Source organism: Paenibacillus luteus (genome assembly GCF_006542765.1).
Lineage (GTDB): Bacteria > Bacillota > Bacilli > Paenibacillales > Paenibacillaceae > Pristimantibacillus > Pristimantibacillus luteus.
Genome location: NZ_SKCD01000017.1, coordinates 35,739 through 56,789, shown reverse-complemented (window position 1 = coordinate 56,789; position 21,051 = coordinate 35,739). Strand labels below are relative to the sequence as shown.

17 protein-coding genes are annotated in these 21,051 nt (G+C 44.2%); 13 read left to right on the top strand and 4 right to left on the bottom strand.

Annotated features, from left to right (window positions below):
- Positions 1-138 precede the first annotated feature (138 nt).
- Complete coding sequence (locus E0496_RS14285) at positions 139-468, top strand: DUF2628 domain-containing protein (RefSeq protein ID WP_141502484.1); 330 nt, start codon at positions 139-141, stop codon at positions 466-468.
- A gap of 338 nt (positions 469-806) precedes the next feature.
- Here E0496_RS14285 and E0496_RS14280 read toward each other — a convergent pair whose 3' ends face one another.
- From E0496_RS14280 to E0496_RS14270, 3 genes are all read right to left on the bottom strand, one after another.
- Entirely contained in the window at positions 807-1,802 is a 996-nt protein-coding gene (locus E0496_RS14280) for an ABC transporter substrate-binding protein (RefSeq protein ID WP_141502483.1), read from the bottom strand.
- 128 nt (positions 1,803-1,930) lie between these two features.
- Positions 1,931-3,550, bottom strand: a complete 1,620-nt coding sequence (locus E0496_RS14275; protein WP_206669774.1) for an AraC family transcriptional regulator — start codon at positions 3,548-3,550, stop codon at positions 1,931-1,933.
- A gap of 192 nt (positions 3,551-3,742) precedes the next feature.
- Positions 3,743-5,662, bottom strand: coding sequence for an AraC family transcriptional regulator (locus E0496_RS14270; protein WP_141502479.1), 1,920 nt, complete (start codon positions 5,660-5,662; stop codon positions 3,743-3,745).
- Positions 5,663-5,780: 118 nt separating this feature from the next.
- On the opposite strand from E0496_RS14270, the gene E0496_RS14265 reads away from it, so the two are divergent.
- A complete protein-coding gene (locus tag E0496_RS14265; protein WP_141502477.1) occupies positions 5,781-7,709 on the top strand; it encodes an AraC family transcriptional regulator in 1,929 nt (642 codons plus the stop codon).
- Positions 7,710-8,782: 1,073 nt separating this feature from the next.
- The gene (locus E0496_RS14260) at positions 8,783-11,095 is read left to right on the top strand and encodes an S-layer homology domain-containing protein (RefSeq protein ID WP_161601426.1); all 2,313 of its coding nucleotides are present in this window, start codon (positions 8,783-8,785) and stop codon (positions 11,093-11,095) included.
- Between the two features lie 240 nt (positions 11,096-11,335).
- Here the strand turns inward: E0496_RS14260 and E0496_RS14255 are convergent, their stop codons facing one another.
- Complete coding sequence (locus E0496_RS14255) at positions 11,336-11,920, bottom strand: helix-turn-helix domain-containing protein (RefSeq protein WP_141502537.1); 585 nt, start codon at positions 11,918-11,920, stop codon at positions 11,336-11,338.
- Positions 11,921-12,105: 185 nt separating this feature from the next.
- Between E0496_RS14255 and E0496_RS14250 the strand changes: the two genes are divergently transcribed.
- The 10 genes from E0496_RS14250 (at position 12,106) to E0496_RS14205 (ending at position 21,038) form a co-directional block, all read left to right on the top strand.
- Positions 12,106-12,462 carry a cupin domain-containing protein gene (locus E0496_RS14250; protein WP_141502474.1) on the top strand — a complete coding sequence of 119 codons (357 nt, stop codon included), beginning with the start codon at positions 12,106-12,108 and terminating at the stop codon, positions 12,460-12,462.
- A gap of 18 nt (positions 12,463-12,480) precedes the next feature.
- Positions 12,481-13,719, top strand: coding sequence for a Tm-1-like ATP-binding domain-containing protein (locus E0496_RS14245; protein ID WP_141502472.1), 1,239 nt, complete (start codon positions 12,481-12,483; stop codon positions 13,717-13,719).
- A complete protein-coding gene (locus E0496_RS14240) occupies positions 13,716-14,477 on the top strand; it encodes a sugar phosphate isomerase/epimerase family protein (protein ID WP_141502470.1) in 762 nt (253 codons plus the stop codon). Before E0496_RS14245 ends, E0496_RS14240 begins: the two co-directional genes overlap by 4 nt.
- A 5-nt stretch (positions 14,478-14,482) precedes the next feature.
- Entirely contained in the window at positions 14,483-15,496 is a 1,014-nt protein-coding gene (locus tag E0496_RS14235) for a Gfo/Idh/MocA family protein (protein ID WP_161601425.1), read from the top strand.
- Between the two features lie 44 nt (positions 15,497-15,540).
- Entirely contained in the window at positions 15,541-16,842 is a 1,302-nt protein-coding gene (locus tag E0496_RS14230) for an ABC transporter substrate-binding protein (protein ID WP_161601424.1), read from the top strand.
- A gap of 74 nt (positions 16,843-16,916) precedes the next feature.
- Positions 16,917-17,801, top strand: a complete 885-nt coding sequence (locus E0496_RS14225) for a carbohydrate ABC transporter permease (protein ID WP_141502466.1) — start codon at positions 16,917-16,919, stop codon at positions 17,799-17,801.
- On the top strand, positions 17,801-18,622 hold the full coding sequence (locus tag E0496_RS14220; protein WP_141502464.1) for a carbohydrate ABC transporter permease: 822 nt from the start codon (positions 17,801-17,803) through the stop codon (positions 18,620-18,622). Before E0496_RS14225 ends, E0496_RS14220 begins: the two co-directional genes overlap by 1 nt.
- 33 nt (positions 18,623-18,655) lie before the next feature.
- The gene (locus tag E0496_RS14215) at positions 18,656-19,486 is read left to right on the top strand and encodes a phosphoenolpyruvate hydrolase family protein (protein ID WP_141502462.1); all 831 of its coding nucleotides are present in this window, start codon (positions 18,656-18,658) and stop codon (positions 19,484-19,486) included.
- Positions 19,487-19,770: 284 nt separating this feature from the next.
- On the top strand, positions 19,771-19,911 hold the full coding sequence (locus tag E0496_RS14210) for an iron chelate uptake ABC transporter family permease subunit (RefSeq protein WP_141502460.1): 141 nt from the start codon (positions 19,771-19,773) through the stop codon (positions 19,909-19,911).
- A gap of 155 nt (positions 19,912-20,066) precedes the next feature.
- Positions 20,067-21,038 (top strand): ABC transporter substrate-binding protein, encoded by a 972-nt coding sequence (locus E0496_RS14205; protein ID WP_141502457.1) that lies wholly within the window; start codon positions 20,067-20,069, stop codon positions 21,036-21,038.
- The last annotated feature ends 13 nt before the right edge of the window (positions 21,039-21,051 follow it).

The window sequence follows — 21,051 nt, the reverse complement described above, 5'->3', positions numbered from 1 at the left end:
GCATGCTTCTGAGAATATAGTTCTTAAGGATCATGAGAATTAGTTTATTTAGGAAAATAAAATAAATATCGACAAATTACTACTATTTACCTATAATCGAATTATAATTGGAAAAGATTTATAGGGAGAGATGTATTTATGCACGTACAATTGGTCAATGCGGCTGGTGGCTTGAAAGAAGTAAAAGTTGGTTTTAGTTGGACTACTTTTTTCTTTGGATTTTTCCCAGCTCTTTTTAGAGGCGATTTGAAATGGGCTGCCATTATGTTTGTCGCCGCAACTGCCGTTGGAGTATTTACTTTAGGTTTTGGGGCTTGGCTTCCGGGTATTATCTTTTCTTTTATGTATAACAAAATGTACGTTAAAGAATTGTTAGAGAAGGGCTACCGCCCAGCTAACGTGCAAGATCAAGCGTCGCTGCAAAAGGCTGGAATCGTGGCCGCTTTTGAGGCTGTCCCACGTACATAGTCAAGTCAGTCCGCTTTATCGGTGGAATGCTATCTAAGCAATTGTCCTATATCTGGGCAATTGCTTTTTTTTATAGGATGATTTAAATAAATATTGTTGCGGGAAGTAAGTCTTTTTGTTCCATTCGCATACCAGCTGCAGAAAAAAAAGCGGCCGCTACGGGCCGCTCCTTGGTTTTGATGAGTGGGCTACATACATGGATGAGATGCAGTATCTTGTAAGACTTTGTCAGATCGACGGCTTGCAGGGCAAGCACGGCGCTTACCAATGCATCTAACGTAAGCAAAAAATTCACTTCCAGCTGTCAAAAGTCAATCGCGCTCTTGCAAGCCATCCTTTTATTTTTGTTTATTTTCAAATACACGAACAACTTCGTCAATAGCATAGCTGTCTGCCAGAGGAGACATGCCAAGATTAAACCATTCTTTGCTTCCCACTGTATAGACCTGATTTTTCTTTACGGCGGTCATGTTTTTCCATAATGAGCTTTCCATGATCTCTTTGTACCTATTCTGCATCTCTTCATTGCCTTCATCATTAAGCTGCAAAATAATATAGTCTGGATTATATTCGGGTATTTTCTCTAGAGAAATCGAAAGGCTGAGCTCAGTTTGTGGGTATTCCGGAATCGGCTTCAGGCCCAGCTGCTTGTGGATGAAGCTTCCCCGGTCGATATTTTCCCCATAGATGACAATTTCTTTGGCCATGATCATCATGTACATGACCGTTTCGTCTCCGACAAGGCTATGAAGCTTTTCTTTGGCCTCGGTCTCTTTAGTTTGCAAATCTTGAATGACTTTTTCGGCTAGGCTTTTCTTATCTAGAACATCGGCAATATCCAGAAGCTCGTCGCGCCAATTATCCCGTTGGGGCAAAAGCACGGTAGGGGCGATTTTGGATAGCTGATCGTAGTCCTTATCGGACCACCAAGTAGGCGCGATAATCAAATCTGGCTCAGCGGCAAGAATCGCTTCGAAATTAGGTGTTTGGGCAATCCCCATTTTTACCGTATCTTTAAACGCTTCCTGCAGGTAGGAAGGAAAGTCCTCATGGTAGTTTTGTACCGCAATTGGCGTAACGCCAAGCGCATAGAGGAACTCAGGATATACGACAGAGAGTCCAATGACCTTTTGCGGATTGGATGGAATACTGATATCGCCCTTCAAGGTTGTTATGATGCGCTGCTGATTGGAGGCATCCGTATTGGTGGTGCCGGGATCCTCAGTTGGCGTAGTGGTCTTATTGGATTCTGAATTTACAGCTCCGCAGGCCGTACTGATCATTAATAGTAATACAAGAAATAATCCTGCCATCGTACGTGTATTTCGTTTCATTCCTTGGTGCCCCTCCTGAAAATCTAATTTATAAATGACAACCTCGCATTAAAATTGATTATCATTATCACATAACAGGAGTATAGATGAATTTATATGATGAGAATATTGACGATCCTGACATTATTTCATGTACGATCCCGCCACAGCTTCAGCGCTTCATCCAGCATAAGATCATGGGTGAAGGCCGTATACTCTACCCAGAGATAAGAGGGGAGGAAATCTACCCGTCCGTCCCTTACTGCATTCAGATTGCGCCAGGGCTCAGCGTTCATGAGTGTATGCCAACTTGATTGTGATTGGGCATCCTGGTCCACGATGATCAGCAGCCGATTCGCCTCGAACCGGTTCAGGTCAGTTGGCATCACTTGCTGATCGGGCTTCATTAAATCGACACCATGAGCAGGTACAATGTGCAAGTCATCGTAAAATACGGTACCCAGACTGTGGCTGCCCAGAACATTATAGTGTTCTCCCGTTATTCTCAGAATGAGCAGCCGATCAGACTGAACGTTGTGCTCGATTTGCTCTCTTACGAAGCGAGCCTTTCGTTCGTAATGTGCAAGCCAAATTTCCGCTGCTGCTGTTTTGTTCAAAAATTGTGCTAATAAGCGCAAATGCGTTCGCCAATCATTTCCGACCCAAGGCACGAAGTAAGCGGGTGCGATTTTCTGCAGTTCTGCCTTTTCCTCGGGCGAGGTGAGGCTATCGATGCCGATAATGAAATCGGGATGCAGCAGACGGAGTTCCTTTAGCTTAGTCTCATGACCGGTACTTAAAGGCAGCACGGAATCTGTTTCATATTTTCTTCTATAATAGTCAGTCCAGGGATGGGCAGCGGGCGCAGCGCAAGGAGTAACTTGCAGCGCTATAAGCTGTCCGATGCTCGGGAAATGATAAGCGGCGATTTTTTGCCTGCTGTTTTTCATAAAGGCCGCGGGCGGTGTGCCTGTGATCTGTTTGAATTTCCGTCTAAAGTAGATATCATCATGGTAACCGACATGCCGTGCAATATCGCGAAGCCGATAGTGGCCATTCATCCTCATGAGCTGCTGCGCCTGTTCAATCCGGTAAATAGCTAAATAGTCAATCGCGCTGAAACCATATCTTTTTTTGAACAATCTCATAAAATGACGTGAACTCATTCCGGCTACCTTAGCCAACTGTTCGATGGTCAGCTCTTGCTGATAATGCTGCTCGATATAATTTTTTGTGGAATCAAGCGCAGCTTCGGAATCGGTTTCTTGTACAAGCAGTGAGTCTTGCAGGATCGTATGCAGCATCTCTTGAAAGAGAATTTGGCTGCGGAACCGCTTTAAGTAATCCTCGTGCTGCCAGCATTTGGCAATCGTTTCACAAAGTTCATTGATAGAAACGGGAGACAAAACAACAACTTCTCCTTTAACGGGGAAGCTGTTATGCTGCCTGACGGCCTGTTCATTAGGGTTCAACGATGCTTCATCTCTAATGATATCGAATTTTAAATGATAAAATCCCCGTTCATCAAACGAGTGGACGAACGCTTCGACTAATTGACCGGGTGCGCATAGATAAGCGCTGCCTTGCCGCAATTCGTTAAATCGTCCATCAATGTTGAGCCACCCTTGACCGCTTGCTGCAATAAGAATGAGATGTGATTCAATAAACTGAAGCCGCAACGACCATTCCTGCGTTTTATTTTTCATATATTCAATATCCCGAAGCTTAAAGCACATGCCCTCCAGCGGCTTATATTCGGTGTTTTTCATATTCTGTGTAAGATCATCCACGTCATCTCACCGTCCTTATGACAAGCTTAGGATCATTGTAGCTCACAATGGTTTTCATCGCAATTTCAAAGCAGGCCTTGCATCCGATATGCGTGTTCTAAGTGGCATACAAATAAAAAAAAGACAACAATGGGCGAACACCCTTTGTTGTCTTTTGGAATGTATACATGGTCATCTGCTCGTTAGCCACTCTGCCAATTCTTCCGTCTGCGTAAGTATGGCAATCGGATCCCAATACCACGAACGGTCAGGTCCCCAAATGTACACTCTATCGTTCTTAACGGCATCCAGTGAATTCCATATCGGATCAGCCTTAAGGTCTTCTAATGTATGGGAATCCGTAGTCAGAATGATATAATCTCCAGCGTATTTTGGCAATGCCTCCGCAGATAGCGATGCCCAACCTGGATCAGTTAGCTCTAGCTCTACTTCAGCGGGAGGCTTGAAGCCAAAACTGTTGTATATGGGCTGTCCGCCCTTGCCGAAGTTTGGGCCAACGGATGAAATGTTTTTGTCCATTAATTCCATAACAGAGAATGTACTGTCAGCCGGCACGACCTTCAGCACTTTTTCTTTCGCTGCAGCAATGCGGCGGTCGTAATCAGCGAGCCATTTCTCTGCTTCTTGTTCTTTGCCGAGCAGTTTGCCGAAATAGGTGAGCTCCTCATGTACGGTTTTTAGCGACGCAAATGGAATGATGACCGTTGGAGCGATTTTGGGAAGCTGCTCGTTCATTTCGGCATAGGTATCATCCATAATGATCAGGTCAGGCTGCATATCCAAAATCTTCTCGATATTGCCGTTCCCATCCCCAATATCCTCTACGCCGGTCAGAGCGCCTTTGAAATAGGGATTTTGAATATGATGGTTGGATGTGCCAACGGGAATGACTCCAAGTGCAATTAAACTTCCCAAATATTCGCCTGCAACTACCCGTTGCGGATGGGTAGGAACCTCAATGTCTCCGGCAACGGTAGATATGGTTTTGGTTTGCGGCTGTTCACTGGCAACAGGTGACGTCTCTATTGGCGAAGGGCTCGTTTCTGCCGTATTCCCTGTGCCACATGCGTTTAACAATAGCATAAAGCTCAAAAGAAATGCCATTGCGATAGGCGGTTTGACTTCTTTAAACATCGTTACTTCTCCCTCTCCTGATCGTTGATAATGATTATCATCGGAATAAGTATAGCGGAGCGTTTTCTGGGAGACAATGGACGATCTCATGCTTGTGGAAGGACTATCTTCTAGCCTGCGTTTGGTTGAATGCTCTGTTCTGAAGCGTGTTGGCGAGAGGCCGGTGTGCTTCTTAAACAATCTTCCTAAATAATAGGAGTCCTGATACCCGACACCTGCAGCGATTTCTTTGAGGGTAGCGTCGGTTTCAAGCAGAAGCTCCGCTGTTTTGTTCATTCGTATCTTAATTAAGTAATCAATGGGGCTAAGGCCGGTCCGGCTTTTGAAGTAGGAAGATAGATGAGGAACGCTGTAATTTAAGCTCTCCGACAACGATTCCAAAGAGATGGCTTCCGCATAACGATCATGAATAATAGCGATAATCTGGGCAGCTAAATTACGCTTCTCCAAACGCATGCCCTGCACCTGCATTTGATGCATCAACTCGTACACAAATTGGTGAAGCAAAGTCTTCACGCGAAGCCGGCTGAGCGGATCTCTTTTTTTCCATTCCTTATACATGTCTGTCAAACAGTAATACAAAGCTACTGGAAATGCAGGTGTGAAACCGTATTGAACATGAAAGGGTAGGACTTGGTCCATGCGGGTTATCATTTCCTGCCCTGCGGGCAATGGAATAGTTGCTTTATAATAAATGGCATAATACTCAAATCCTTCTTCACCCGGATAAATTTCGAGTATCGCCCCTTTGCCGGCATGAAGCACCTTGAAGCCATTAGCATTATGTTCAGTACCGTCAAGTTTCACCTGCGCGTTCCCACGAGTAGACATGACAAAAATACTGGCAGGAACGCTGTAGCGAGACAAGGATTCGTTAGATCGCATTCGAATGCGACGAACATCTATAATTTTGCAGTAAGCATGGTTCCATAACACAATATGATCGTGTATTTCCATCTCCTGAGCCCTGCTTTCTGTATCCGTGCTTATTGAAATACGGTATGATTACTATTATAAATGATATCTCTTCTCACTAGTAGCAGTTAATCTATGGAGTCCGTTACGAGGTGTATTCATGGAATGGCAAGAAACCATTAAACGGTGGAGCCAAACGCAGGTCAAAGTGATAGACGTTCGGCATTTGGCAATGAAGGCAGGAGATGAACTGGCCTCCTACCGTCTTCCGGCATGTACGTTTATTATCGCTAATCAGGGCGAGGCCAGATTAAGGCTTGATGGCATGGAAGTTGCATCAGCCCCAATGCAGGTGCTTCATGGCGGCAAGGGTGCGTATTTGAACATCCGCGGTTTGAAGCAACCATTTGACTATTATTTAATTTTATATAAACCTTTGGAAGACCTAGCCAGTCCATCCATGCGTAAACGGGGTGAGCTACTGGATCCATTTGGAGAAACGTATACCTTTCAAGCTAAATATCCTTTGTCTTTACTTGTTTTGTTAGAGCCGATGTATAAGCAGTGGACGAGTAGTGACGCGCTTGATCGTCTTCAGGTTACAGGGCTGTTCTATCAATTTGTGCATGAGCAGTTTCGACAACTGCAATTGGCAGAAAGCGATAATTCAGCGCCAGAATTGTCTGTGCAGATTGCCCATTATATTCAGGAGCAGTATGACAAAGCCATTTCTATGGAGATGCTGGCGAATAGTTTCCATTACAGTACTCATTATCTGTCCCGAGTATTTAAACGCAAGTATGGATGCAGTCCTATCGAATATCTCATCCAAACGCGCATAAAACGGGCCAAGTTTTTGTTGAATGAAACGGATGTAACGATTCGCGAGGTTGCCGACAGTATCGGTTATACAGACATGTATTACTTTAGTCGGCTTTTCAAAAAACAGACGGGTGCCACTCCTGCGCAGTTTAAAATGCATAATCTAGCCTTAAAAGGTTCAGTTCGCACGAATATTATGCCCGAATCGTTCATTGCTCACCAGGCAGGAGAAGGTTATATTGTTAACAGTGATAATCATTATCAACAAGACACTTGGAGAGTGAATGAAATGAATTTTAGATTTAAGCCATCTTTTGCTGTGACGCTCTTATTTAGCTTATCTCTGCTGCTGGCAGCGTGCGGCGCAGCTGAACCAGAAGTAAAACAAAATGCAGGGGGCAATAACACGCAGCAGGCAGAGAGCACAGATGCGCCGCCGGCTGAGACGAGGCTGTATAAGGATGCATTGGGACGAGAGGTGGAGATTCCGGTTCAGCCTAGCAAGGCTGTTGTTGTCACTTACGGCGGTTATTTACTGCCGCTTGGTCTAGAGCCAGTAGGTGCCGATCAGGGCACCATCGATCTATACCCGGACGCATTTGCAGATGTTGAAAGCATTGGCGAGGGGCTTGGCAATGTAGAGGCTATTTCTGCCCTTCAGCCTGATGTGATCATATTGCCAGACTATCATAGCGCTGAAATCTATGAAACATATCAAAAAATCGCTCCAACGGTTGCCGTGGCTTGGGGAGGCGATCCGGATGTAATTAACACGCTGCGTGACATGGGCGAAGTAATGAATCGGAAGCCAGAGGCGGAGGCGTGGATTTCTAAATTTGAGGAGAAGCTTCAACGGGTCCGGGAGCAAATCAATGTTAATATTAAACCGGGTACTACTGCCGTCACGTTCATTCTTTATAAAGGTGAGGTGCTTTTGGGAGGCAAGGGCGGTACGCTAGGCAAGTTGATTTATGAAGATTTTGGTTTCAAAATGCCGCAGCAATTCGAACAATATGCGGATGGCGGCACTGCTTTATCGATGGAAGCATTGGTTGATCGCCCAGCTGATTATTTCTTTACTCAAATGACGGATGAAGAATTGCCAGAGATGACCAAACTATTTCAAGAGCCAGTCTACCAGGCGATTCCCGCAGTGAAGAACAACCGCATTATTAACGTGACCCGCAACAAATGGAACTATGGGCCTTATTTGGTAGACGAAGCTGTTGATGCGTTTATTGAAGCGGTAGGGATTACATTAAAATAAGGAAAAACTTTAAATCGCCCTCACTTCAAACTTGGTGGGGGCTGTTTGCTATTTATTTGAACATTTAGAATTTGTCCCCTACAATGTAATAAGATTATAAATGAAAGCTATTTTTTTGAAGAGAGGAGTGTTTATGTGAGTGTAGTGCTAATGTTAGTAACATCAATACTATATCCGGCACTAATCTATAAATTTCTAGCTTTCGTACACAGAAAATATAGTCTGAGATTATATTGGATCATGGTTCCCATTTGCGTAGTTCTAGGGATACTAGTTCCCTATCTGTTTTACTATGCATCAAGTCCCACTATTCTATTTACAGTAAAGGCGATGTCCGATTATTCCGTTAAAACTGGATTTATGATTATACTTGTCATCCCATCTGTCTTGTCAGGAGTAATATGCACCCTAGTTGGCTATCTACGCCACCGAATAAATTGAAAGACTGTTAGACAAGTCGATAATAGAAAGAGCTATACAGCCAGTGCGTGCCGACCCTCCATCGGCGCGCGCTGTTTACGTTTCACATGAGAGCGTTGCTAATTATAAAATATGAAATGCAGATATGAAAAGGAGAAAGAGACGAGACAAGGGCAACCGGCGAATTTTGATCTATTATCGTCGTTAGTAAGCCAAGCAGCTAGGGTTGATTTGTATAATGAAATCCAAAAGAAAAATAATATGAAATAATGAATTAATATTATTTCACCGCTTAATTTCTATTTTATTTATTGTAGTACAAATGACTCAGGTGATTCATTCAGTACAGAATTGTAAATTCCCAATCATTCACTATATTCAAATCAATCATTAAAAATGTAAAAATACATCATACATTGAGTGGAAGTTTTGTACTAGTTCACCATCGGACTTAGGTTTAATGGATCAATGAAAGTCGAACTGTGTATCTTTAAAATATTATGAAATATAAACCAATGCAAATAGGAATAAATATATAATTATTTAAATTTGTTACCAAATATAGTAGAATGCAAAGTGGAATAATTTTCAATCGAGAGACTATGATGAAGCTTATTTCTCGGATCCGCATAATAAACCATGGAGGTAACGGCATGCAATTGAAAGTGGCTTCAAAAAAAGTATTTGTATCCGGATTTATTGTACTGGCACTTCTATTCTCATTACTTAGCAGCGCAGCGTTTGCAAGTTCAGGTGAGGGGACAGTGACAGGGGTCATACAGAGTTATGAAACTAAGCTTCCCCTGGATGGCGTCGAAGTGAAAGTCTATTCGGGTAGCGATGGAGTCAATGGAACTCTTGTAAATACGGTCATAACAGACGTGAACGGTACCTATACCTTTACGAATGTTCCGGTAGGCAAGTTTTATTTATCGTTTAAAAAAACTGGCTATCTGCCGGTTATCTTACTGCCTAACGGTAATACGGTCGTACCGGGCAACACAACCCAGATTATGCCTTTTGAACTAACCTTCTCAGAAGTTTACGGTACAATCAAAGACACTCAAGGTGCTGAAATTGGTGGGGTAACCGTTAGAATAACCGAAACAGGAACAGCCCATCAGTTGACCACATCGGAATCTGTAGGCTTTTTCAGCCTGAATAATGTTCCCTATGGTACTTACACATTGACGGTTTCTAAGGCTGGTTATCAGACATTAACGACAAGCAGTTTCCCGGTCAATACTGGTGAATATACCTCACTTGGAGACATAGTACTGTTATCTGAGGGGGCGAATCCTCCTGCCAAAACACTAGATGAGCTGATTGCGAATCCACAGCAGCTTGAAGTGCAGGTTGGAAAAACAGCTACTGCGGAAATCACGGCTTTATATAGTGACGATTCATCGGCTAAAGTGACAGCACGGGTGTCGTGGACAACCTCTGAGCCATCCATTGTGGAAGTTTCTAATGCAGGTTTAATAGTCGGGGTTAAGGAAGGCGATGGCGCCACCATCACTGCTACATTTGAAGGTAAGAGCGTTTCAATTCCTGTAGTGGTTACTTCAGCAACCGAACCCTTGGGAACAGGGGCTGTAAAGGGCACGATTAGCGACTTGGTTACGTACGGAGCATTGTCGAATGCTTCCGTCAGTCTTTATACAGGTACATATCCTGGCACGCTAGTTGAAACAGTATTGACGGATTTAAACGGAGCTTATTCCTTTGAAAATGTGCCGGTGGGCGTATTTGAATTGGTTGTTGAGAAGGTTGGATATGTGAAATTATCCTTATCTCCTAATCAGAATGTTGTTATAGAAAATGAAACAACAAAAGTGCCTGATGTGATTTTATTCAACTCTCAACTATTTGGAGAAATTCAAGGTAGGGATAATGAAAACATCAGTAATGCTAATGTGGTTATCAATGGAACCGAATTGAAAACTTCAACAAGCAATGGCTTTTTCGCTTTTTTTAATATTCCAGATGGGACGTATACGTTAACCATTACCAAATCAGGCTATGAGGATTATACTACGAACAGCTTTACGATTGTTCAAGGGCAAAGCATTAGGCTGGAAACGATTCGTATGATTTATGATGCACCAATCGGCGGAGGTGGAGGGGCGACAACTCCTACGCCGTCACCGACACCAGAGTCGACACCAGATCCAACAACGCCAACGTCGCCAGTGTCTACACCAACAACACCAGAATCAACACCAACAATACCAGTGTCTACACCAACAACACCAGAATCAACACCAACATCGCCTGTGACTGCACCAACGATACCAGCCGCAACTCCGGCACCGACGCCGACACCGGAGTCTAAACCCGAGAAGCCGGTATTAGATGAAAAAGTAGTCAAAGTAGAGGCAGTAAAAGAGAAGATAAAAACAGCAATCGAAGCGAGCACCACAACCGCATTCAAGGATGTAGAGAAGAACAGCTGGAGTGCTAATTCTATAGAGCTTGCTGCAAAGCTGGGATTCGTTAGCGGTTATCAGGATGGTTCATTCCATGCTGAAGCAAGTGTAACAAGAGCAGAGTTTGCGACAATGCTGGTGAAAGCATTAGGAATAGAGACCACCGCAACCGACTCCTTTGGGGACACGAAGGGCCACTGGGCATCAAGTGCCATTAGCGCTTTGAAGTCTGCGGGAATTATTGGCGGATATGAGGACGGTTCATTCAAACCGAATCATGAGATTACCCGGGCTGAAATGGTTACCATGCTCTCAAAACTTATGAATTTGAGCAGCGTTTTGGGTAGTGCCAAGTTTCAGGACGTATCAGGAAATTGGGCAGAGGCCGGTATTAACCAACTAGCTGACGCAGGCATCATTAGCGGCAAAGGGGAAGGCAAATTTGAGCCTAATGCTACGGCAACCCGAGCGGAATCCGTAGTCATGATTCTTAGAATGTTAAATGTCACCTTAGAGCTTGGTCTCGACTTGTCATAAGCTTCGTAGATTGACTCTGCTCATCGTAGAGTAGAAAATTAGAAAGACCGGTATCTCCTTAGTTGAATGTGCCTCGAAGGATCAACACTTTGCTTGGCTTTTATAAAATGGATTCGTGAGATCCAATGTTTCTCGCAGAGGAGTTTGATTTATACATAAAGAAGGGCCTTTGCAAATACGCAAAGGCCCTTCTTTATGTATAAGTATGCCATTCTCATAAAGGGCTGCTCTTGTCCAAGGCTATTGTCCTTGTTCGTCACTGCCGTTTTTTTTGTTATCAGATGACTTTTGTGTGAATATGGCAATGTAGGTAACTTCATCCGATATAGGGTACAGGAGATGCTCTTCTAGTGAGTTAAAGTAGAGAGAATCACCGGGGTGAAGGGTGTATTGTGTAGGTCCTACTTTATAATTCATCTCGCCGCTAATCATATAAATAAATTCCTCGCCCTCATGAGTGAACCCATGCTGCCTGACCTCTCCTCTCTTTGCTGTAATGAGATAAGGTTGTATTAGCTTATCTCTTCTTTCACTCGCAAAGGCGAAGAAAGAGTAGCCTTTGTCTGTTCTAATCCATTTGCTCCGATCACGATAGTTTTCGCTGCTATTAAAAACGGTTGATTGTATGCTCTCTTCTTCAATTAAATCAGAGACTCTTACTCCGAGTGCGCCTGCGATTTTGATTAGAGTAGAGACAGGAGGAGTGGATTGCCCATTCTCTATCTTGGATAGCAGGCTCTTAGTGAAACCGCAATGATTAGCAATTTCTTCTTGTGTGCGCTTCTGTTCCTTTCGGATTAACCGAATTCGGTTGCCTATGCTCATCATTCTCACACCCTTTAATGAAATCCTATAAGCTAATCTTACCACAAAAAAACAAAGGAGAAAATAATTCAATAAAGTTGTTGTTAATTCAACTAAGTTGAATTATAATAAACCCAGATTCAACGAGTGATAAGCAAGAGGCAAGCGATGAGGTGCTTGATGCCAATCATACAAGGAGGAACAAAATGGTAAAGCCAACTGATTTGAATGAAGAGAATCATGTATTGAATATGGGATGGGGGAAAATCGCTTGGCTGTATGGCGAGGAAATCGATCCGGATGGAAAAATGACATTTGGCATGGTGTATATAAATGCAGGTGAAGAAAATGGACGTCATGTGCACCCCAATTGTGAGGAAATCATATTTGTTCTATCAGGCGAATGTGATCATTCACTAGGAGAAGAAATGTTTCATCTCAAACCAGGAATGGCACTTCGTATTCCGCAAGGTGTTCCGCATCATGCAAAAGTAACAAGCTGGGAGCCCTGCAAGATGATAATTGCCTACTCTGCCGTTGATAGACAAACGATTGGAGAATAAGGGAGGAATGATCAAGTCATGGAACCAGTCAAGAAGCTGCTGCTGATCGGCTCATTTGATACGAAAGGCAAGGACTATGCTTTCGTAAAGGAGCAGATTGAATTACGTGGGCATCAGGTTGTCACGATGGACATAGGCGTGATCGGGAACCCAGAGCAGATTCACCCTACTTGGCCCTCGGAATTGGTTGCAGAGTGGGCTGGCGTTACCCTGCAGCAGCTTCGAACGCAAGGGGATAGAGGATATGCACTATCTATCATGGCACTAGGAGCAACAAAAATCGTATGTGAGTTATACAAAGAGAAGAAAATCGATGGCGTACTCGGTATGGGGGGAACGGGAGGAACGTCCGTTATCGCAACAATTATGAGAACGCTTCCTATCGGTTTTCCAAAAGTATTGGTAACTACTGCGGCGAGCGGCGATACTAGACATATAGTCGGGACAAAGGATATCGTACTAATTCCCTCCATTGTTGATGTAGCTGGAGTAAATCGAATCAGTAGAAAAATGTATTCGCAAGCAGCAGGCGCTGTTTGCGGAATGGCTGAGCAGCATGTCGCAGAGTTTAATGCTGACAAGCCGATAATCGCAATTACGATGTTCGGGAATACAACTCAATGTGTACAGCAGAGCATGAAGCTATTAGACGAACAAGGATATGAATGTCTCATCTTTCATTGCACAGGAACTGGTGGCAGAACAATGGAAAGTCTCGTAAGTGATGGGAATATTGCGGCTGTTTTGGATATCACGACAACCGAATGGGCGGATGAACTATGCGGAGGCGTCTTTACGGCAGGTTGTTCTCGACTCGAGGCGCCTGGTCTTGCTGGAATTCCACATGTCATAGTCCCCGGCTGTATCGATATGGTTAATTTCGGACCTTTTGAAACCGTCCCTAAAGTGTACAAGGATCGAAACCTGAACGCATGGAATTCGGACGTCACGCTGATGCGAACGAATGTAGATGAAAATAAGCAATTAGGTCAAATTTTTGCCGAGAAAGCGAACAAGGCCAATGGACCCGTCGCTATTGTTGTTCCAACAAAGGGATATTCTATTTTAGGCGAAAATGGACAGCGCTTTCATGATGCTGAGGCGGATGCTGCTTTTGTGAATTCTCTTAAAGAGCATATCAAGCCATCCATTGAATACGAAGAGTTGGCGTGCAATATTAATGACTATGCTTTTTCACATTTTGTGGTTAAGAAGCTATTGCAACTGCTAAAAAAGAAGGAAGGTTTGAATTCATGAGTTTCAAATACGCATTTTCTAGACCGACGTCTGGCCCTGAGGAAGAAGTTGAACTGATAGGGGGCTATCTGCAAGCAGGCTATGAAGGGCTGCAGCTGAAATGGAGCCAATATACGCCATATCTGCAAAATCCGGAACAGTTTATTGCGCGCTGGGGACGGCCAGAGGGTATTGCATCTGCGTTAATAACCGGAGGAACACTGTTGGACGATGAAAGCAAGAATCAGCTTCGACAGCTCTACGGCTTCGCAGAGAAGCTTGGCTCGGAGACTATCGTGTATTGTCATGCGATTTCAAGAAGAGATATTAGTCATAATCAAATCGCACAATACGCCGGTATTTTTGAAGAGCTGGGCAAAGAGGCGAAGCAGCACGGATTACAGCTGTCCCTGCATCATCATTATGATCAGCCGCTCATGTACCGGGAGGATTTTGACATTTTCTTTGATCAAATCAAGGATCCTTCAGCTGTGGGGCTGACGGTAGATACGGCACATCTGGTTAAATCGGGTATTGCTGACGTGGCAGAGGTTATTCGCAGTTTTGCACCTTTTATAAATAATTTTCATTTGAAGGATTTCGCCGGAGGCGATTATCAAATACTAGGCCAGGGGAAAATCGACTTTCAACCTATCTTCGAGGCAGTACGGCAAATTGGTTATGACGGCTGGATATCTGCTGATGAGGAAAGCGGCGGAACTGTTGCGCAAGGCTTGCAGGAATGCATAGCATTTATGAAATTTGGATTGGGAGAGTGAACCATATGAAAAAGTTTAAAGTGGGTTTTGTCGGAGCGGGAGCCGTTACTAGGTTGCATTTGAGAGGTTACTCCAATCATCAGGATCGTGTTGAAGTTGTTGCTATGTGTGATCCAAGTGAGGCTGTGGTGAATGAACGGGCAGATGAATTTGGTGTAGCTGGACGGTTTACGGACATCAATGAAATGATTCGGAGTTCAGGCATGGAGGTGGCAGTCGTGTGCACCCCCTCTACCATTCGCCAAAGCGTGATAACGCCTTTACTAGAAGCGGGTATTCCCGTTTTTGTAGAAAAGCCTTTTGCAGATACATTTGGTGAGGCTGATGCTATAGCAAAAGAAGCTGCTAGATTAAACGTTCCTGTTTCGGTTAATCAAAATTTTCGCAAGCATAATAAGTTTGAGTTTATCCGAGGGCTCATTCAGGAAGGGGTAGTCGGCAAGTTAGAGGGGATTCACTTTTCTTCCTTGTTCTATCGTCAGGATGCAGGGTGGAGAATTCATACGGAGCGCCATGCGATGTCGGTTATGGCCATTCACTGGTTTGACGGCATTCGCAGAATGGCGAACGCGGATGCAGAATCGATTTACTGCACGGCATACTCTTCTGAAGCGGTCGAGTGCATCGGGGAAACAGATGCTACGGTCCAGATTACATTTGCAAACGGGGTTAAGGCTCATTTCACGCAGAGCTTTTCCAGTCCGTTTGTGAAAAGCGATTTGGTTATTCTCGGCAGCGAAGGTGTGATTAATTCGTCGAACGAGGATATTAATCTGTACCGCAAAGACCCGAGCGGCAAGCCGAATTGGAATCCTACACCGGTGCAAACCTGGAATGCGGCTTTGCCAATTGAAGAAGCGATATTTGAGGGACTAAACGAGCTGCTCGATTGGGTGGAAACAGGTAAAGAAGCTTCAAATAGTGCATATGACAATTTGCATACGGTTTCATTGCTTGACGGCGCGTATCTGTCGGCGAAGAATAACAAAGTTATCTCATTCAATAAGGGCTTGCTGTAGTACTCATCATACATGTAATGGAGGGTCTTAGGTTGAAAAAGATAATGAGTATGTTAATAATTGTTTTGTCGATGGTGATGCTTGTTGCGGCTTGTTCCTCGAATTCAGGAAACAACGGTAATAACGGATCTTCGCCTGCAGAAACAAAGAAACCGGGTGAATCTGAGGAGGGCGGTGTGGAGCTGGCTCCGACGACCATCAGCTTTCTTTCCTGGAATAGCGAGCAGCAGATGAAGCCGGTGCTTGATGGATTTAAAGCGCAATACCCGCAAATAAAAATTGATTTTCAACACTCTCCGCCTGTTCAAGAATATAACTCTAAGCTTCAAACGATGCTGTTGACTGATTCGGCAACAGATGTGTTTATTGTAAGCTCGGAAATGCGCCGCCAAATCATGAATGAAGGCTATGCCATGGATCTGAAGGATCAGCCCTTCACTAAAGTACTGCCGCCTCCAGCTTTAAAGATTAATACAGATTTGGACGGTAATTTGATCGCATTCTCGCAGAGCAGTTGGATTGCTGGCGTTTATTATAATAAAGCATTGTTCAAGCAGGTAGGAATAGAGGAATACCCCGACTCATGGGAAAAGTTCGTGAGTGCAGCACTGAAATTTAAGGAAGCAGGCATAACGCCATTTTATGTAAATGTACAGGACTTGCCGAGCGTGCTCACGGGATTAGTAGGCTTGGAAACGATTCAGCAGGATTCAGATTATGATAAAAAGCTGTTTGCTGGCGAAAAAAGGTTTGCTGACGGCTGGGTTAAACCGCTTCAAAAAGTCAATGAGCTAGTAGAGAAAGGGATTATCACAAAAGATACGCTTGGATTGCAGGAGGACCAGATGGCTGCGGAGTTTATTGCAGGCAGTGTGGCTATGTTTGCAAGCGGTTCGTGGCAGGCATCCGCGATTGAAGCTGGGAATCCAGAATTGGAGTTTGAAATGAAGCCTTATTACGGAGATGAGCCTGGCTCCTATTACTATGCTGGTAATATTAATACGGGCTTTGCAATCAATGCCAAAACAAAAAATAAGGAAGCGGCACTCGCTTTTTTTAACTATCTTTCAACATCTGAGGGCTTGCAAAAATTTGAAGAAGGCACGAAGACGATTGTAACCGCTGAAGGGTATAAGCCAGACGTTCATCCTGCTTTGGCCGAAGCTTATGAGAAGGGCCTTATTGCTGGGAAAATTTATTTGCCAATGGCCTATTGGCAGCGCCATGCCGAGGCGATTCGCGCGCACACCGTAGCCTCTGTGCAAAATATGATTTTCGGAAAGCTAACACCTGAACAAGTGGCAGAAGAGATGGATGCCAAGTTGGCAGAGCTGGATAAGAAATAACAGACAAGGAGGGGCGATCCCTAAAGGATTTCCTCTCCATAAGTAGAGGCAGCCGCTGGAAAGGAGACGGGTAATTGAAAAAAAGAATGCAATCGCTGCAGTACCAATGGTTTTTATTGCCCATTCTAACTGTGTACTCCATCTTTACAGTGTATCCGCTATTGAAGTCATTTGTACTGAGCATGACTGATTTTAATGGAATCTCCAAGCAATATAACTTTGTTGGATTAGCAAATTATGGGCGTTTATTCCGTGATCAGACGATTATTTCAGGCGTGTCATTCACCTTGAGCTACGCGATTGCGACCACCTTGATTATTACTTTGTTGGCTATTCCGCTGGCTCTTATATTAGATAATAAGTTTTTTACTAGAAATCTCCATCGTGCTATATTCTTTTTTCCTTCTATTCCAAGTGGATTACTGCTTGCTTATGTATGGGGATTCATATTATCCCCGATTAGCTCGGGCGTATTAAATAAGATTCTGAAAAGCACATTCGGCTTATCAACTCAGCCTTGGCTTTCTGATCCGATGCTTGCCAAGATTTCGGTCATAATGGTCGCTGTTTGGGCGGCTGTCGGCTGGCATGCCATTTTATATTTAGCTTTTCTTCAAGGAATATCCAAGGATTATTATGAAGCTGCGGCAATTGACGGAGCGACTCGGTTAAAGCAGATCAGGCATATTACGCTGCCGCTTCTGGCTCCGGCCATGACGGTAAGTGTTATGCTTTTATTGACTGGCGGATTGAAGGTGTTCGAAATTCCGTTTGCCCTGACTAAGGGAGGTCCTGGCTTTGAGACCTATACGATTACGCAGGTTATCGTGATGCGCGGAGTTAATGAAGGACAATATGGGTTGGCGTCCGCCATGGCAATTGTATTCTTCTTGATTGTTCTTGCACTTACCTATTTTCAAGTGACGGTTATGCAGAAGAGGGAGGAGCGGATTCAATAATGGAGATAAACAAACGGCGCTGGCTAATGGATATCATTATGCTTCCTATTGGATTGCTAACCTTTTTCCCTTTTTATCTTATTATAGTGAATACTTTCAAGACACAGGCAGAAACCGCTAGAAACCCGATTTCCTGGCCTAAGACCTTTTATTTGGATAATTACAGCTACGTATTTCGCGAGGTGCCACTGCTTCATGCAATGATGAATACGACGGTAATAACGGCTATCTCGGTAGGTACGATGGTCATTTTTGGGGCTATGGCGGCTTACCCCATTGTCTTTAATCCAGGCAAAACCAATAAGCTGATCATGACTTATTTAATGGCTGGCTTTCTTATACCGTTCCAGACTACGCTAATTCCTTTGTTTGAGCTGATGACGGATTTTAGACTCATTGATCGTTTATATGGTTTGGTTCTCGTGTATTCAGGTGGCTCTGTATTTGTGTTCTTTCTGATGATGGGTTATATGAAGACGATACCAAAGGAATTGCCCGAAGCAGCAATCATTGATGGATGCGGAACTTCAGGGATCTTTTGGAAAATTATTTTTCCATTATTAAAGCCAATTACGGTAACAGCCATTATCTATCAAACGATGTGGATATGGAATGATTTTCTTGCGCCCATGCTGTTTCTGAATTCATCCAATAATATGACACTTATCCTGCAGGTATATCGCGCCAAAGGAGAGTTTTCGGTAAATTGGCCGCTATTTATGACCTTAACTGTTATCGTCCTCATTCCGATCTTTATCTTTTTCATACTTATGCAGAAACAGATTGTTAAAGGGATTGTTGGCGGAGCCGTCAAGGGCTAGGGGACAACAAAATCCAAAGGGAGTGTTTAATTAATGTCAGCAACCAAAAAACAAGTGATATTGGATAGGCTTCGCCTAAAAATTGCTGCTTGCCAGCCGATCATTGGGGCAGGTGCAGGTACCGGAATCTCGGCAATGAGCGAGGAAGCAGGCGGTGCCGACCTTATTATTATTTATAATTCAGGACGTTTTCGCATGGCGGGAAGAGGCTCGCTTGCGGGACTTATGCCATACGGCGACGCGAATGCTATTGTTATGGATATGGCAAGAGAGGTGCTTACCGCAGTGAAGGAAACACCGGTTCTGGCAGGCGTATGCGGCACAGACCCGTTTCGTAATATGGATTTGTTCTTAAATCAGATTGAAGAGATTGGTTTTGCTGGCGTCCAGAATTTTCCTACGGTAGGTTTGTGTGATGGGAATTTCAGAGCCAATCTCGAAGAAACGGGGATGGGATACGGAAAGGAAGTCGAGATGGTCCGCCTGGCCGCACGCAAGGGAATGCTCACAACGCCGTATGCTTTCAATGAGAATGAGGCGCGCAGCATGACTGCGGCAGGGGCTGACATTCTAGTTGTTCATCTGGGCTTGACGACCAAAGGGAATATTGGGGCGAAGACGGCGATTCCGCTGAAGGAATCGCCGGAAGCGGTACAGCGGATTGCAGATGCGGCAAAATCGGAAAATCCGGAAGTCATCGTCTTATGTCACGGCGGTCCTTTGTCTGAACCCGAGGATGCTGAATATGTACTTAAGAGAACGAATGGCGTTCATGGTTTCTATGGTGCCTCAAGCATGGAGCGTCTGCCGGTTGAGCTGGCGATTGCAGAGCAAATCCGGAAATTTGCTTCGATTAAGCTATAGCAGCAAGCAACAAGCAGAATATGGCATATCGGATAGAAGCAAACACAGAATATCGCTAGGCTTAAACGCTTGCTTCAATAGGATCGGTTTATTAATTAGCATGGTTAGAAGAGGGCGGTGTGCTTAGGCACACTGCCCTCTTCTATTAAATATATTCTGCTGCATAAAACGAACTTAAAATTATATCCGAACAAGTAACCTCCAACAGATCAGAAAGAAAGCGAACCCATGCCGCTACTACCTTGCAGGTTGTCGTTCATGCTGGAGGAATCCATACTTTTTCAATGAGGGTTCTAGATTCAAAATTATTGGCCTCGGATACTGTCGTAAGAACCGCCAGCTTCGCCATGGGCATACCAGCGGGAGTTATCGTAACGATAGTGAGTGTTCCTTATTTTCTCTATCTGCTGATGAAAGCAGCTTAAGCCAAACGATTGAATCCCAGAATGACAGCAGAGACTCCTCCGAATCGTATAAGAAAAAACGCAGAATTGTCCATGGGCATTCCACGCGCGTTTCGATATAATCATATCCAGTGAGAATGAATCTCACTACTATGAGCAAATGAAGGGGAGTCAACATGAGCTTAAAAAACAACAATAGAGGATTAACATTCTTTATTTGCATGCTCCTATGCCTGCTAGTCATTGCTGGCTGCGGCAACAAGGCGACCAATCAGGAACCCGCTGGGGAGGAAGCTTCTCCACAGACCAAATCGTTTGAAGATGCTTTGGGTGTCAAGGAGATTCCGGTTCATCCTAAACGGATATTCTCGGTCAGCGCCACAACCCAGCTACTGGCGCTCGGCATTACGCCTGTAGGCGGTCTGACGTATGAGATCGAGCAGGATTATTATTTGCAGAAGTATGCAGATCAGATTACGCTGGCTGGCGACTATCCGCCTAACTTTGAAGCCATTGTTGAGCTGCAGCCTGATCTTATTATCGCTTCCTCCTTTGTTGATGCGGAGGTAATGGAGAAGCTTGAGAAAATTGCTCCGACGGTCGTTTATCCTTGGAGCCTAAGTCTTTATGAACAGCTCAAGTACATCGCAGATATCGTTGACAAGAAACCAGAAGCTGAAGCATGGATAAAGAAGCATGAGGAAAAAGTCGCGATAAATAAAGAAAAGATCAGTGCGTTGGTTAAACCGGATGAAACGGTAGCTGCAATCGAAATTTTCAAACAAACCTTCCAGGTCGCCGGTAACCGCAACATGGGTTATGTGCTTAATGATTTGCTTGGCTTGAAGCGTTTGCCGCAGATCCAAGAGCAAATCGACGCGAAAGATGGATTTATGGTCTATACGGAAGGAATGTCTTTCGAGAAGCTTCCGGAGTTTAATGCGGACTATTTAATCATTAAAGTGAACGATGCTCAACCGGGTTCCGTTGAGTATTTCGAGGAGATGCAGCAGTCTGAGATTTGGAAGAGCTTGCCTGCAGTAAAAAATGGCAAAGTATTTGTCGTTCCCCATGATAAGTGGTGGTCGTACACCTTGTTCTCTACTGACGCATTGCTTGATGAAGCGGTCGCTCTGTTTCAAAAATAATAAAATCATCTAA